Raw genomic sequence first — 14,381 nt, 5'->3', positions numbered from 1 at the left:
GACGCCTCCGGCGGGGGTATTTGGGCCAGAAAGAAGTCCTGTGGGCGGCGGCCCTCGCGCTGGCTCCGCTGGCGGTTTCGGCTGATCCGGCGGCGGATTACGCGGAGCATTGCGCGTCCTGCCATGCCGAGAACCGGCTGGGCGGGACCGGGCCGGCGCTGATCCCCGAAACGCTGGGGCGGGTGAAGGGGCTGGAGGATGTGATCGCGCGGGGGCGGCCCGCGACGCAGATGCTGGGCTTTGAGGGCGAGTTGTCGCCCGAGCGGATCGCGGCGCTGGTCGAGTTCATCAAGACGCCGGTGGCCGAGGTGCCCGCCTGGACGGTCGCCGAGATCGAGGCGAGCCGCGAGATGGCGCCGGTCTACTCCCCCGCCGCCGCGCCGGTCTTCACCGCCGATCCCATGAACATCACGCTGGTGGTCGAGACGGGCGATCAGCATATCAGCGTGCTGGATGGCGACAGCTTCGACGTGCTGGACCGGTTCGAGACGCCCTATGCCGTGCATGGCGGGCCTAAGTTTTCGCCGGACGGGCGGTATGTCTTCATCATGTCGCGCGACGGCTGGGTGCAGAAATACGACATCTGGTCGCTGCAGGAGGTCGGGCGCGTCCGCGCCGGGCTCAACAGCCGCAACATCGCCATGAGCCATGACGGCCAGTGGCTCGCCGTCGCCAACTACCTGCCGCAGACGCTGACGATCCTGTCCACCGCCGATCTGAGACCAGTCAAGGTGATCGACGTTGCCGCCCGCGACGGAACGCCCAGCCGGGTCAGCGCCGTTTATCAGGCACCGCAGCGGAAAAGCTTTGTCCTTGCGCTGAAGGACGCGCCGGAAATCTGGGAGATTGCGACCGACCCCGAAGCCGGGCCGTTCCACGAGGGGCTGGTCCACAGCCACGAGAAGGGGATGGAGGAAAGCTTCGGCGCGCAGCGGGGCCTGTTCGCCCGCCGCCGTATCGTCACCGAGGAGCCGCTGGACGACTTCTTCTTCGACCCGGATTATCGCCATCTGATCGGCACCAATCGGGAAGGGAACAAGGGCGTCGTCGTCAACCTCGACGTGGGGCGCGAGATTGCGGAGCTGCCGCTGCCGGGGATGCCGCATCTGGGGTCGGGGATCACCTGGGACCGGGGCGGGCACAAGGTCATGGCGACCCCGCATCTGAACGAAGGGGTGCTGTCGGTCATCGACATGGACGACTGGACGCTGGTCAGGCAGGTCGAGACGAACGGGCCGGGCTTCTTCCTGCGCTCGCATGCGACCAGCCCGCATGTCTGGGCGGACGTGTTCTTCGGCCCGCACAAGGACGAGGTCCATATCATCGACAAGGAGACGCTGGAGATCGTGAAGACCCTCAACCCCGCGCCCGGCAAGACCGTGGCCCATACAGAGTTCACCCGCGACGGGAAACACGCGCTGGTCTCGATCTGGGAAGACGACGGGGCGGTGGTGGTCTATGATGCGAAAACGCTGGAGGAAGTGCGGCGGCTGCCGATGAGGAAGCCGTCCGGGAAATACAATGTCTGGAACAAGATCACCTTCGAAGATGGCACCAGCCACTGATCCGCGCTGGGTCCGGCCCGATGGCCGCGCCGGCTGGGCGCTGCTGCTGGTGCTGTATCCCTTCACCGCGACCGCCGTGGCGATCAACCTGTTCATGCTGAGCCTGCTCGGCAAGTCGATCGGCCTGTCCAGCATGTCGCCCGAAATGGCGGTGCTGGTGTCGGTCGTGCTGGGCGTTCCGCTGAACTTCCTGTCCGGGCGCTGGATCGCGGGGCTGCTGGAGGAGGCGCGGAAGGACTGACGCGCGCTTATGCCAGCACGTCCGACAGCATCTTCGCCGCCGTGATCGCCAGGAAGATCCCGAACGCCTTGCGCAGATGCGCCGGAGCGATCGAATGGGCGGCGCGGGCGCCCCAGGGGGCGAAGAACATGCTCGTCACCACGATCGCCAGCAGCGCGGCAAGGTTCACGTAACCAAGCGAGAACGGCGGCAGCCCCTCGCGCCCGAACCCGTTGAAGATATAGCCGAGCGTTCCCGGCAGCGCGATGATGAGGCCGACGACCGAGGCGGTGCCGACCGCGCGGCGCACGGGATAGCTGAAGATGCTGAGGACCGGCACCGTCAGCGTGCCGCCGCCGATGCCCATCAGGGTCGAGATGGTGCCGATCCCGGTCGCCATGCCGCCCTGCGCGGCTTTCGACGGCAGGGCGCGGAACGGGTGCCAGCCCTCGCGGGTGAACAGCATGTAGGCGGCGACGATGGCGGCGACGACGCCGAACACCGCCGTCAGCAGCGTCCCCGGCGCGAAGCGGGCGATCAGCACGCCGATCAGGACGCCCAGTCCCACGAAGGGGGCCCACCAGCGCAGCAGGGTCTCATCGACGGCGCCCTTGGCGCGGTGGGTGCGGATCGACTGGATCGAGGTCGGGATGATCGTCGCGAGCGAGGTGCCCACCGCGATATGCGCCCGCAGCGCCATGTCCACGTCGAAGGCGGCGAGGACGTGATACAGCACCGGCACGATGATGATGCCGCCGCCGACCCCCAGAAGCCCGGCCAGAAAGCCCGAGACGCACCCGCTCAGCGCAAGGACGAAGGTGAAGGTGGTCACAAGGGTCAGGGAAATGGGCATCGCGCGCTCCGGCCGGGAAGAAAGCGGCCCCCGCGGGGGCCGCATCGGATCAGGGGATCAGACGATCCTGAAGGTGATCTCGTCCACACCCTCGACATGGCCGGTCATCACGTCGCCGCGCTCGACCTTGCCCACGCCCGCAGGCGTTCCGGCGAAGATCACGTCGCCGGGGCGCAGTTCGAACAGGCGCGAAAGATAGGCGATCATCTCCGGCACCTTCCAGATCATCTGGTTCAGATCGCCCTCCTGGCGCAGCTCGCCATTGACCGAGACCCGGATCGCGCCCTGTGCGGGGTGGCCCACCTCGGACACCGGATGAATGGCGGAGCAGGGGGCCGACGCCTCGAACGACTTGCCGGTTTCCCACGGGCGGCCCATCTTCTTGGCCTGCCCCTGAAGGTCGCGCCGGGTCATGTCCAGCCCGACGCCGTAGCCGTAGACGTGGTCCAGCGCGTCTTCCGGCGCGATGTCGGTGCCGCCCGATTTCAGCGCGACGACCAGTTCGATCTCGTGGTGCAGGTCGCTCGTCTCGGTCGGATAGGGAACGTCCTTGCCGGGCGGGACGATCGAGTCGGGGTTCTTCTGGAAGAAGAACGGCGGCTCCTTGTCGGGATCGTGGCCCATCTCGATCGCGTGCTCGGCGAAGTTCCGGCCCACGCAGTAGATGCGGCGCACGGGGAACAGCTTGTCGCTGCCGGCGACCGGGATGGTGGGGGTGGGTTCCGGCACGAAGACGTAGTCGGCAACCTTGGTCATGTCGTTCATCATCTCGCTCCTGCGTAGTATTCGATGCGTTTTTCTGCGTTTTCAACAATCGCCGACAGCACCATGGCCGCGGCGAAGAGAACCATTGTCAGGGCCCAGAACCGCTCCATGTCGAAGCTTCTGGAGTAAAGCTCGAACAGCTCGCCATAGCCGATGATGGCAACGAGGATCTGCCCGATGACCACCCCCTTGACCCCCCGGATCACCCCGATGCGGACACCCGCGAGGATTTCGGGAAGCGCCGAGACGAGGATGATCTTGCGCATGATCGTGGGCTGCGAGGCGCCGTAGGACCGCGCCATCTCGATCAGCGAGGTCGGCACCTGCATGACGCCCGCGCGGGCGTCCAGCACGATGATCCAGACCGCGAACAGGAAGACGGTGACGACGATGGTCGCCTCGCCCATCCCGAACAGGATCATCAGCACCGGCACCAGCGCGGACAGCGGCGCGCTGACGAAGATGTTCACCCACAGGCCGAAGATGTTGTCGATGATCTTCACCCGGCCCATCATCACGCCCAGCGGCACGCCCACCCCGATCGCCAGCGCCATGCCGATGATGAAGGACCGGATCGTGACCAGCGTCGCGTTCTGCCAAGACGCGGTCTGCACCAGATCGATGCCTGCGGCGATGATCGCGGTCATCGGCGGGATCAGGAAGATCACGTCCAACCGGCCGACGATTTCCCACACCAAGGCCCAGACGAGCAGCGAGGCCATCATGGGGATGCGGTATCCGAACAATGTCATGGCCGGTCACTCCGCATAATGGCGCAGGCCCTGCCAGATCTCCTCGACCACGTCGAGATAACCTGGGTCGCGCCTGATGTCGTCGGGGTTGGCGGTGCGGTCGATGCGCGGCTCGATGACGTTCGACACCCGGCCGGGCCGCGGCGACAGCAGCACGATCCGGTCCGAGACATAGACCGCCTCCTCGATCGAGTGGGTGACGAAGATGAAGCTCTTGCGCTCCATCTCGACCAGCCGCAGCAGATCCTCCTGGAACTTGCGGCGGTTCTGCTCGTCCACGGCCGAGAACGGCTCGTCCAGCAGCAGCACGTCGGCGTTGACCGAGAAGGCGCGGGCGATGCCGACACGCTGGCGCATCCCGCCCGAAAGCTCGTGCGGATACTTGTCCTCGAAACCCTGAAGGCCGACCTCCTCGATGTAGTGCCGGGCGATGCGGTTGCGTTCGGTGGCGCCCCTCCCCTTCAGCTCCAGCCCGAAGGCCACGTTGCGCATGACGGTCGCCCAGGGCATCAGCGCGAAATCCTGGAAGACGAAGGCGCGTTCCGGCCCCGGTCCGGTGACGGCGCGGCCATTGACCACGATCCGCCCCGAGGTCGCGGGCACCAGCCCGGCGATGATCTTGAGCAGCGTGGTCTTGCCGCAACCCGAGGGGCCGAGCAGCGTCGTCAGCTTGCCGCGCTCGAACTGCAGGTCGATGCTGCGCAGCGCCTCGGTCGCGCCGTAGTGCTTCGAGATCGCCTCGACCCGGACGACGGGATCGTTGGTAACGATGCTCGCGGGGTCGAACTCGTCCTTTGCGAGTGCGGGATTGGCAAGTGCGGCGGCGTTCATCTCAGCTCCTCCTCTTTTCGGGGCGCATGACGTTGGTTTCAAACCACTGCAGCAGGGCCAGCGTCACCGTGGACGCGGCGATGATGGCGGCGACGGCGGCATACATATGCGCGTAGTTCGCGACCGAGCGGTGGTAGGTGATCAGGTCGCCGATCCCCGTGGGGGTGATCAGCAGTTCGGCCAGCATCACGCCGATGAAGCCGGCGGCCACGCCCAGCCGCAGCCCGGCGAACAGCACCGGCGAGGCGTCGGGAATGATGATCCTGAAGATCTGCTGGCGGCGCGAGCCCTGGAACGACCGGCACATGTCCACCAGCGATGGATTCACATGCCGCACCGCCTTGTAGGAGTTCAGCACGATCACCGGCAGCGCCAGCATGATGACGGCGAGCGTCTTGGCGACCAGCCCGATCCCGTAGACGAAGGTCACGAGCGGCACCAGCGCCGCCATCGGCGCGGCCTGCAGCACGATGAAGACCGGCGCGAACAGCCATTCCAGCTTGTCCGACAGCCCCATCGCGATGCCGATCCCGATCCCCAGCAGCGCCGAGATCGCGACGCCCAGCACCAGCGGTTGCAGGGTCAGGAAGAAGGCGCGGATCATCGTGCCGTCGCCCACCATCTCGAAGAAGGCGGCCAGCGTGTCGAGGAAGGTAGGGAAGGCGAAGCTGATCGGGATGCGCCCGGCGATCTCCCATGCGGTGAACAGGGCCAGCAGCGACAAGACGACCCAGAACGACCGGCGCCGCTCGGCGAACAGGCGCAGCGACTGCATCCTGGTGGCGCCCGCAGGGGGCGCCACGCTGGTATCGTCCGACATGACGCTCATCTCACTGGGTCCCGATCTTGCCGAGGACCGAGTCCAGCACCGCCAGATCCCAGAAATCCTCGACCTTCAGATCCGCCGCTTCGCCCTCCAGCGCGCCCGAGACGGTGTAGAACTCGAAGTCGCCCCGCGCCGCATCCGCGCCGCCGCCGTTCATCGGCAGCGCGTCCTTCATGCCGGAATAATAAGGCTCGATATCGGCCAGCATCTCGGGCGTGGCGTCGGGCAGCAGGTTGTATTGCTCGCGCAGGCTGGCCACCACGGTCGGATCGGCGGCGATCTCGCGCCAGGTCGTCACGATCGCCTCGACCAGCGTCGCCACGTCATCCGAGTTCTCGGACAGGTAGTCCGTATTGGCGAACATCGCCTCGTCCGTCGCCTCGACCCCGTCCAGCGGCAGGAAGGCGAACTTCTCGGGCGCCTCGGATTCCAGGATGCGGCGGCCGGAGGAGTCCACGATCGTCGCCTTGACGTTGCCCTGCAACAGCGCGCCGGTGCGGACCTCGGCGCCGGGCACATAGGCGATACTGGAATATTCGATGCCGTGCTCGTCGGCCATCATCTGCATGATCGCCTCGGTCCCCGAGCCGCGCGAATGGACCGCGATCTCCTGCCCGTTCAGGTCGGCCCAGTCCTGATAGAACTCGGTGTTGACCACGGGATACATCTGCAACTCGCTCAGCTGCAGGAAGATGCGGATCGGCGCCTTCACCTTCTGCAGCAGCGCATAGGGACCGCCGATGCCGATATCGGCCTGCCCGCTGACGACCGCCTGCGCGGCGATGTCCTCGCTTTTCAGGAAGGTCGTGTCGATCTCGACCCCCTGCTCCTTGGCCCGTTCCAGCGCGATCAGCAGGCCCAGCGTTTCGATGGTGGCGATATCGCCGAAAGCGACCCGCATCGGATCGGCAGAGGCCGCGGCAGGCAGCGCCACGGCCAGCGCCAGCGTGGAGACCATGGCCAGCGGCCGCATCCTGTCAGCAAGAAATCCCATCTTCTCTCCTCCCCAACGAGGGCTCCTCCAAGCCCATTGTGAACCAATGCTTGCGTTGATTCTGATTGCGCGTCAACGATTTTCAGCCGGCGGCGAGATTATCGCCGCAGCTGAGCGTAATCTTCTTTGCGTGTCCTTGGCCCAGACGAACCGAGACAGCGGATTGACATCAGGGCCCTGCGCCGCAATGATGAACCAATACAAACATTGGTTCCAAAATGCTCGACGCCTCGCCGCTGGAAAAACTGCGCAGCTATCTCGAAAGCGCCGATCTGGGCGACGATGGCCGCCTGCCGCCCGAACGGGAGCTGGCCGAGACGCTCGACATGGGCCGCACCGTGCTGCGCAAGGCGCTTGCCACGTTGCAGGGACAGGGGGTCGTGTGGCGCCATGTCGGCAAGGGCACCTTCCTGGGCGAGCGGCCCATCGACAGCGCGACCGACATCAACGCGCTGGTGCTGCGCACCAATCCGACCGAGGTGATGGCCGCCCGTCTCGCCTTCGAGCCCGAGATCGCGCGCCTCGCCGCCGTCAACGCCACCGGGGCGCAGATCAACGACCTGCGCGCCTGCGCCCTGAAATGCCGGCAGGCGCCCACCTGGCGCCAGTATGAGCATCACGACAACCGCCTGCATCGCGCGATGGGCGAGGCGACGCAGAACTCGCTGCTGCTGGGTCTCCTGGACACGATGACCACCGTGCGCCGCGCCGTGACGTGGAGCCGCCGCCGCGACAATCCCGGACGCCCTCCGGCCGACCACCACAGCTTCGAGCAGCACGACCGCATCGTCGAGGCGGTGGCGGCCCGCGACGGGCAGGCCGCCGCCGATGCCATGCGCGCCCATCTGCGGACGGTGGAGCATCATCTGCGCGAAGCCTTGGGATACTGACGTCGGCCCTCAGGCGACGACCACCCGCGTTCCGCCTTCGTCGCAGAGCCGCGCCAGCGCCGCCGGCAGCGGCTGGTCGATGAACACCGCGTCCAGTTCGCCCAGCGATACGACCCGGATCGGCGCCTTGCGGCCCAGCTTTGCGGCATCCGTGACCAGCCAGCGCTCCCTCGCCTGCTGAAGGATGGCGCGGCTGACGCGGACCTCAGCCATGTCGAAATCGAGGATGTCGCCATCCTCGTCCAGCGCCGAGCAGCCGACGATAGCGTAGTCGGTCTTGAAATTCGCCATGAATTCGCTGGTGAGATCCCCCACCAGCCCGCCATCGGACCGGCGCAGCAGCCCGCCCGCGACGACCACCTCGCAGCTGTCGTTGGCGGCAAGGATATTGGCCACGTTCATGTTGTTGGTGATGACGGTCAGGTCGCGATGGCGCAGAAGGGCGCGCGCGACGGCCTCGGTCGTCGTGCCGATGTTGAGGATCACCGAGCTGTTGTCGGGGATCTGCGCGGCGCAGGCGCGGCCGATGGCGGTCTTCGCCTCGTCGTTCATACGACGGCGCTCCTCATAGGCGATGTTGCTGGCGCCGCTGCGCAGGATCGCGCCGCCGTGGACGCGGTCCAGCGCCCCCTGCCCCGCCAGTTCCGCCAGATCGCGGCGTATCGTCTGCGGCGTCACCCCGAGCGCGGCGGCCAGTTCCTCGACGCTGGCCCGGCCCGAGCCGCGCACGTGTTCGAGGATCTGCATCTGCCTGATGTTCATTCCGATTCGGCCCCGCCGGCTTGCCCGGTCCCTGTCCGCCAAGGGAAACGCGCAGGGTCCGACCGTCAAGCGAAGATCGATGCGCGAAAACGAACATCGTCGTTGACAGAATCTGCGCGCGGTTGTTCGATCTGAACACCAGAGGGGGGGAGCCATGTCGGCGGCGACGGACCTGTTCGTCATCGGGGGCGGTATCAACGGCACGGGCATCGCCCGCGACGCCGCCGGACGCGGGCTGACCGTGCGGCTGGCGGAACAGGGCGATCTGGCCGGGGCGACCAGCAGCGCCTCGACCAAGCTGTTCCACGGCGGGCTGCGCTATCTGGAGTTCCTGGAACTGCGGCTGGTGCGCGAGGCGCTGCGCGAGCGCGAGGTGCTGCTGCGCGCCATGCCCCATATCGCCCGTCCGATGCGCTTCGTCCTGCCGCTGGACCCGCAGATGCGCTTTGCCGGCAACTCTCCGGTTTCTCGGCTGCAATCGCTGGCGATGCCGTGGTCGCGCGGCCACCGGCCCAATCTGATGATCCGCGCCGGGCTGTTTCTCTATGACAATCTCGGCGCGCGCGAGATCCTGCCCGGCACCACGTCGCTGGATCTGCGCCGGACGCCCGAAGGGGCGCCGCTGCAAGCGCGGCTGCGGCGGGGCTATGAATATTCCGACGCCTGGGTGGATGACGCGCGGCTGGTGGTGCTGAACGCCCGCGACGCGGCCGCGCGGGGCGCCGACATCATGGTCGGCGCGCGCGTGACCGAGGCGCGGCGCGAGGACGGCGGCTGGACCGTCCGGCTGGCCGACGAGCGCAGCTTCCGCGCCCGCGCGCTGGTGAACGCCACGGGGCCGTGGGTCGATCAGGTGATCCGCGACGTGGAGCACCTGCCCTCGACCGCGCATGTCCGGCTGGTGCGGGGCAGCCATATCGTCACCCGGCGGCTCTACGACCACGACAAGGCCTATTTCCTTCAGGGCGCGGACGGGCGGATCATCTTCGCGATCCCGTATGAGCGTGACTTCACCCTCATCGGCACCACCGACGCCGATCACCACGGGCCGCCGGGCGATGCCGTCTGCACACCCGAAGAAACCGCGTATCTCTGCCGCTTCGTGTCGGGCTATTTCAGGCGCGAGGTGACGCCCGCCGATGTGGTCTGGACCTTCTCCGGGGTGCGGCCGCTCTATGATGACGGCGCGTCCTCGGCCACGGCGGCGACGCGGGATTACGTGCTGGCACTGGATCACAACGGCCCCGCCTGCCTGCATGTCTTCGGCGGCAAGCTGACCACCTATCGCCGCCTGGCCGAGGCGGCGCTGGCGAAGCTGACCCCGCATTTGCCCGTCGCGGGCGAGAACTGGACGGCGGGCGCCCCTCTTCCGGGCGGTGATTTCCCCGTCGATGGGGTTGCCGCGCTGAGCGAGGGGCTGCGGCGCGATCATCCCTTCCTGACCGCGCCGTGGGCCGAGCGGCTGGTCCATGCCTACGGGACCGAGGCGCCGCTGGTGCTGGGCGGCGCGAAGGCCGCCGCCGATCTGGGCCGCGACTTCGGGGCGACGCTGACCGAAGCCGAACTGCGCTGGATGATCGACCGCGAATGGGCCCGCAGCGCCGAGGATGCCGTATGGCGACGCTCCAAGCTGGGGCTGCGGATGACCCCCGACCAGATCGCGGCGGTCGGGGACTTCATCGGCAGCGGGAGGGCGGCGGCATGACGCTGGAACTGCGCGGGGTATCCAGAAAGGTCGCCGGACAGGACTGGATTCACCCGACCGATCTGACGCTCTCGCCCGGCAGCATGAACGTGCTGCTGGGGCCGACGCTGTCCGGCAAGACCTCGCTGATGCGGCTGATGGCGGGGCTGGACCAGCCGACCGCCGGGCGCATCTTCTGGCAGGGGCAGGACGTGACCGGGATGCCGGTTCAGAAGCGCGGTGTGGCGATGGTCTATCAGCAGTTCATCAACTACCCGTCGATGAGCGTTTACGAGAACATCGCCTCGCCCCTGCGCCTGCAGCGGACCTCGCGGGCCGAGATCGACGCCCGCGTGCGCCAGACCGCCGAGATGATGCGGCTGACCCCCCTTCTGGACCGCCGCCCGCTGGAGCTTTCGGGCGGCCAGCAGCAGCGGACGGCCTTGGCCCGCGCCTTGGTCAAGGGCGCGGGGCTGGTGCTGCTGGACGAGCCGCTGGCGAATCTCGACTACAAGCTGCGCGAGGAACTGCGGGCGGAAATCCCACGCATCTTCGAAGCCTCCGGCGCGATCTTCGTCTATGCCACGACCGAGGCCGAGGAGGCGCTGCTGCTGGGCGGCAACACCGCGACCCTGTGGGAAGGCCGCGTGACCCAGTTCGGCCCGACGCCGCAGGTCTATCGCGCGCCCGTGGATGCGACGACCGCGCGGGTGTTCAGCGATCCGCCGATGAATTTTCAGCCGGTCGCCGTGCGGGGCGGCATGGCGCGGCTCGACGGTCACGACTGGCCGGTGGCCCTGCCCGACGGCAGCTATCGCGCTGGCTTCCGCGCCGCCCATCTGCGGCTGGACCCGCTGCCGGGCGCCATCCCGCTGAAGACGCGGGTGGACGTGACCGAGTTCACCGGGGCCGAGACGTTCCTGCACCTGCTGCATGGCGAGGCGCGCCTGATCGCGCTGGTCCCCGGCGTGCAGCGGCTGGAGCGGGGGGCGGCGCTGACGCTGTGGCTTGACTCAACGCATGTCTATCTGTTCGGGCAGGACGGGCGGCTCGCCTGCCGCGCCCCTTATGCGGCAGTGGCGTGATGGCCCGGATCACGCTGGAAAACCTCGCCCACAGCTACCGCCCCGCGCCGAAGACGGATGACGACTGGGCGCTGAAGCCGATGACGCTGACCTGGCGCGACGGCGGCGCCTATGCGCTGCTGGGCAGTTCCGGCTGCGGCAAGTCCACGCTGCTCAACATCATCTCGGGCCTCTTGCATCCCACCCAGGGACGGGTGCTGTTTGAGGACCGCGACGTGACAGCCCTGCCCACCGCGGCCCGCGACATCGCGCAGGTGTTCCAGTTTCCGGTCGTCTACGACACAATGACGGTGCGCCAGAATCTCGCCTTCCCGCTGAAGAACCGTTGCCTACCGGCGGCCGAGATCGCCCGCCGCGTTCAGGACGTCGCCCGGATGATCGGGATGGAGGACGCGCTCGACCGCCGCGCCCGGCGGCTGACGGCGGATGCCAAGCAGAAGATCAGCCTCGGCCGCGGCATGGTCCGGCACGAGGTGAACGCGATCCTGTTCGACGAGCCGCTGACCGTCATCGACCCGCAGATGAAATGGGAACTTCGCACCCAACTCAAGTCGCTGCACCGCGAGTTCGGCCACACGATGATCTATGTCACTCACGACCAGACCGAGGCGCTGACCTTCGCGGACGAGGTCGTCGTCATGTCCGAGGGGCGCGTGGTGCAGGTCGGCACGCCCCGGTCGCTGTTCGACGCACCCGCGCATACCTTCGTCGGCTATTTCATCGGTTCTCCCGGCATGAACCTGCTGGACGCCGAGGTGCAGGGCGCAACGGCCTTCGTCGCCGGAACCACCATCCCGCTCGGCACGGCTTACGCGCCGCCCAAGGGCCGCGTGCAGATCGGCATCCGCCCCGACGCCGCCCGCCCCGCGACCGAGGGCCTGCCCTTCCGCCTGATCCGGGTCGAGGACGTGGGCCACCACCGCATCTTGCGCGGCGAGGTCGCGGGCGCGGCCTTCAACGTCACCGTGCCCGAAGACGAGCCGATCCCGGCATCTTTCGACCGGGTGGCGCTGGATCCCGCCCGCATCGGCGTCTTCGTGGACGACTGGCGCCTCGCCCCGCTGGAAAGGGCCGCGTGATGGACAAGCCGGTCAACAATCGCGCCTGGCTGCTGGTGCTGCCGGTGCTGGTGCTGGTGGCGTTTTCCGCCGTGATCCCGCTGATGACGGTCGTCAACTATTCGGTGCAGGACACCTTCGGCCGCAACCAGTTCTTCTGGAACGGCCTCGGCTGGTTCGAGGACGTGCTGCACAGCGACCGCGTTCACGCCGCGCTGGGGCGCCAGCTTCTGTTCTCCGGCATCATCCTCGCCATCGAGATCCCGCTGGGGATCTTCATCGCCCTGAACATGCCCAAGCGCGGCTTCTGGGCCAGCCTCGTTCTGGTGCTGATGGCGCTGCCGCTGCTGATCCCGTGGAACGTGGTCGGCACGATCTGGCAGGTCTTCGGCCGCGTGGACATCGGCCTGCTGGGGCATACGCTGGCGGCGCTGGGGGTGGATTACAACTACGTCAACGATCCGCTGGACGCCTGGGCCACGATCATCGTCATGGACGTGTGGCACTGGACCTCGCTGGTCGCGCTGCTCTGCTATGCCGGGCTGCAATCCATCCCCGACGCCTATTATCAGGCGGCCCGCATCGACCAGGCGAGCCGCTGGGGCGTCTTCCGCTTCATCGAACTTCCCAAGATGCGCGGCGTCCTGCTGATCGCGGTGCTGCTGCGCTTCATGGACAGCTTCATGATCTACACCGAGCCCTTCGTCGTGACCGGCGGCGGCCCCGGCAACGCCACCACCTTCCTGTCCATCGACCTGGTGAAGATGGCGATCGGGCAATTCGACCTCGGCCCGGCGGCGGCGTTCAGCCTGATCTATTTCCTCGTGATCCTGCTGATTTCGTGGGTCTTCTACACCGCCATGACGGCCGAAAGGGAAAGGCCGTGATGCGCGCGTCCCGCGCCTCGGCGGTCGTGATGGTGCTTTACCTCACCTTTCTGCTGCTGCCGATCTACTGGCTCGTGAACATGAGCTTCAAGACCAACGCCGAGATCACCGGCACCTTCAGCCTCTGGCCGCAGAACCCGACGCTGAACAACTACCACACGATCCTGACCGACCCGAGCTGGTATATGGGCTACGTCAACAGCATGACCTATGTCGTCATGAACGTGGCCCTGTCGCTGGCCGTCGCCCTGCCCGCCGCCTACGCCTTCAGCCGCTACCGCTTCCTCGGCGACAAGCACCTGTTCTTCTGGCTGCTGACGAACCGCATGGCCCCGCCCGCCGTCTTCGCGCTGCCGTTCTTCCAGCTTTATTCGGCCGTGGGCCTGTTCGACACCCACCTGGCGGTGGCGCTGGCGCATGTCCTCTTCAACGTCCCGCTGGCGGTCTGGATTCTCGAAGGCTTCATGTCCGGCGTCCCGCGCGAGATCGACGAGACCGCCTATATCGACGGCTACTCCTTCCCCCGCTTCTTCGTCCGCATCTTCATGCCGCTGATCGCCAGCGGGATCGGCGTGGCGGCGTTCTTCTGCTTCATGTTCTCATGGGTGGAACTGCTGCTGAGCCGCACGCTGACATCGGTCAACGCCAAGCCCATCGCGGCGACGATGACGCGCACCGTCAGCGCCTCGGGCCTCGACTGGGGCGTGCTGGCGGCCGCCGGGGTGCTGACGATCATCCCCGGCGCGTTGGTGATCTGGTTCGTGCGGAACTACATCGCCAAGGGCTTTGCCCTGGGGAGGGTGTGATGCGCGTCCGCTCCGTCACCCCCTGGTTCGCGCTGGCCGGGCTGCTGATGCTCGCCTTCCTCGGCTGGCTCGTCGCCCTCGTCCCGGTGGACGACGGCGCGCGCGAGTGGACCGGCAGCCTCAATCCCGGCGGCTGGATGGCGTGGACCTTTCCGACCGCCCTCTTCTTCTGGGTGATCGCCGCCCTGCTGCTCACCTTCACATGGCTCGCGATCCGCTTTCCCGAGACGCCGCGCAGGGGCGTCCTCGGCATTCCTACGACGCGGGGCGACCGGCTGTTCATCAGCCTGCTCGGCTCGGCCTTCATCAACCTCGCCTGGCTCGGTCTCTGGGGGGAACCGGCCTGGGGGGGACTTGTCCTGTCACTCATCTACGCCGCGGCGGTGTTCCGCTGGGTGTGAAA

At 67.3% G+C, this 14,381-nt stretch carries 16 protein-coding genes; 9 read left to right on the top strand and 7 right to left on the bottom strand.

The features are described 5' to 3' along the window. Positions 1-20: 20 nt before the first annotated feature. Together KTN05_RS06130 and KTN05_RS06125 are read left to right on the top strand one after the other, a co-directional pair. The gene (locus KTN05_RS06130) at positions 21-1,565 is read left to right on the top strand and encodes a nitrite reductase (RefSeq protein WP_254368014.1); all 1,545 of its coding nucleotides are present in this window, start codon (positions 21-23) and stop codon (positions 1,563-1,565) included. Next, a complete protein-coding gene (locus KTN05_RS06125) occupies positions 1,549-1,806 on the top strand; it encodes a hypothetical protein (protein WP_217328500.1) in 258 nt (85 codons plus the stop codon). The genes KTN05_RS06130 and KTN05_RS06125 overlap by 17 nt, the downstream gene beginning before the upstream one ends. 7 nt (positions 1,807-1,813) lie before the next feature. On the opposite strand, the gene KTN05_RS06120 is transcribed toward KTN05_RS06125, so the two are convergent. The 6 genes from KTN05_RS06120 to KTN05_RS06095 are packed head-to-tail and all read right to left on the bottom strand — an operon-like array spanning position 1,814 to position 6,806. Next, on the bottom strand, positions 1,814-2,638 hold the full coding sequence (locus KTN05_RS06120; RefSeq protein WP_217328499.1) for a sulfite exporter TauE/SafE family protein: 825 nt from the start codon (positions 2,636-2,638) through the stop codon (positions 1,814-1,816). 57 nt (positions 2,639-2,695) lie between these two features. Further along, positions 2,696-3,406, bottom strand: coding sequence for a fumarylacetoacetate hydrolase family protein (locus KTN05_RS06115; RefSeq protein ID WP_217328498.1), 711 nt, complete (start codon positions 3,404-3,406; stop codon positions 2,696-2,698). Further along, complete coding sequence (locus tag KTN05_RS06110) at positions 3,403-4,155, bottom strand: ABC transporter permease (RefSeq protein WP_217328497.1); 753 nt, start codon at positions 4,153-4,155, stop codon at positions 3,403-3,405. The genes KTN05_RS06115 and KTN05_RS06110 overlap by 4 nt, the downstream gene beginning before the upstream one ends. A gap of 6 nt (positions 4,156-4,161) precedes the next feature. After that, positions 4,162-4,986, bottom strand: coding sequence for an ABC transporter ATP-binding protein (locus KTN05_RS06105; RefSeq protein ID WP_217328496.1), 825 nt, complete (start codon positions 4,984-4,986; stop codon positions 4,162-4,164). A gap of 1 nt (position 4,987) precedes the next feature. Beyond that, positions 4,988-5,815 carry an ABC transporter permease gene (locus tag KTN05_RS06100; RefSeq protein WP_254368013.1) on the bottom strand — a complete coding sequence of 276 codons (828 nt, stop codon included), beginning with the start codon at positions 5,813-5,815 and terminating at the stop codon, positions 4,988-4,990. A gap of 1 nt (position 5,816) precedes the next feature. Further along, the gene (locus KTN05_RS06095; RefSeq protein WP_217328495.1) at positions 5,817-6,806 is read right to left on the bottom strand and encodes an ABC transporter substrate-binding protein; all 990 of its coding nucleotides are present in this window, start codon (positions 6,804-6,806) and stop codon (positions 5,817-5,819) included. Positions 6,807-7,024: 218 nt separating this feature from the next. Between KTN05_RS06095 and KTN05_RS06090 the strand changes: the two genes are divergently transcribed. Continuing rightward, positions 7,025-7,696, top strand: a complete 672-nt coding sequence (locus tag KTN05_RS06090; protein ID WP_217328494.1) for a FadR/GntR family transcriptional regulator — start codon at positions 7,025-7,027, stop codon at positions 7,694-7,696. A gap of 9 nt (positions 7,697-7,705) precedes the next feature. On the opposite strand, the gene KTN05_RS06085 is transcribed toward KTN05_RS06090, so the two are convergent. Further along, positions 7,706-8,464: a DeoR/GlpR family DNA-binding transcription regulator gene (locus KTN05_RS06085; RefSeq protein WP_371823285.1), complete on the bottom strand. Its 759-nt coding sequence runs from the start codon at positions 8,462-8,464 to the stop codon at positions 7,706-7,708. Between the two features lie 148 nt (positions 8,465-8,612). Between KTN05_RS06085 and glpD the strand changes: the two genes are divergently transcribed. Genes glpD through KTN05_RS06055 form a run of 6 tightly spaced genes read left to right on the top strand, consistent with a single transcriptional unit; the run spans position 8,613 to position 14,379 of the window. Further along, positions 8,613-10,163, top strand: coding sequence for a glycerol-3-phosphate dehydrogenase (glpD, locus tag KTN05_RS06080; RefSeq protein WP_217328492.1), 1,551 nt, complete (start codon positions 8,613-8,615; stop codon positions 10,161-10,163). Continuing rightward, a complete protein-coding gene (locus KTN05_RS06075; RefSeq protein WP_217328491.1) occupies positions 10,160-11,227 on the top strand; it encodes an ABC transporter ATP-binding protein in 1,068 nt (355 codons plus the stop codon). Before glpD ends, KTN05_RS06075 begins: the two co-directional genes overlap by 4 nt. Next, complete coding sequence (locus KTN05_RS06070) at positions 11,227-12,306, top strand: ABC transporter ATP-binding protein (RefSeq protein WP_217328490.1); 1,080 nt, start codon at positions 11,227-11,229, stop codon at positions 12,304-12,306. Before KTN05_RS06075 ends, KTN05_RS06070 begins: the two co-directional genes overlap by 1 nt. Further along, a complete protein-coding gene (locus tag KTN05_RS06065; RefSeq protein WP_217328489.1) occupies positions 12,306-13,172 on the top strand; it encodes a carbohydrate ABC transporter permease in 867 nt (288 codons plus the stop codon). Before KTN05_RS06070 ends, KTN05_RS06065 begins: the two co-directional genes overlap by 1 nt. Further along, positions 13,172-13,978: a carbohydrate ABC transporter permease gene (locus KTN05_RS06060; RefSeq protein ID WP_217328488.1), complete on the top strand. Its 807-nt coding sequence runs from the start codon at positions 13,172-13,174 to the stop codon at positions 13,976-13,978. The genes KTN05_RS06065 and KTN05_RS06060 overlap by 1 nt, the downstream gene beginning before the upstream one ends. Further along, positions 13,978-14,379 (top strand): DUF2160 domain-containing protein, encoded by a 402-nt coding sequence (locus KTN05_RS06055; protein WP_254368012.1) that lies wholly within the window; start codon positions 13,978-13,980, stop codon positions 14,377-14,379. The genes KTN05_RS06060 and KTN05_RS06055 overlap by 1 nt, the downstream gene beginning before the upstream one ends. Positions 14,380-14,381 lie beyond the last annotated feature (2 nt).

Source organism: Paracoccus sp. Z118 (genome assembly GCF_019061185.1).
Taxonomy (GTDB): Bacteria; Pseudomonadota; Alphaproteobacteria; order Rhodobacterales; family Rhodobacteraceae; genus Paracoccus.
The sequence above is the reverse complement of the archived record's forward strand: the minus strand, read 5'-3'. Positions and strand labels throughout refer to the sequence as shown.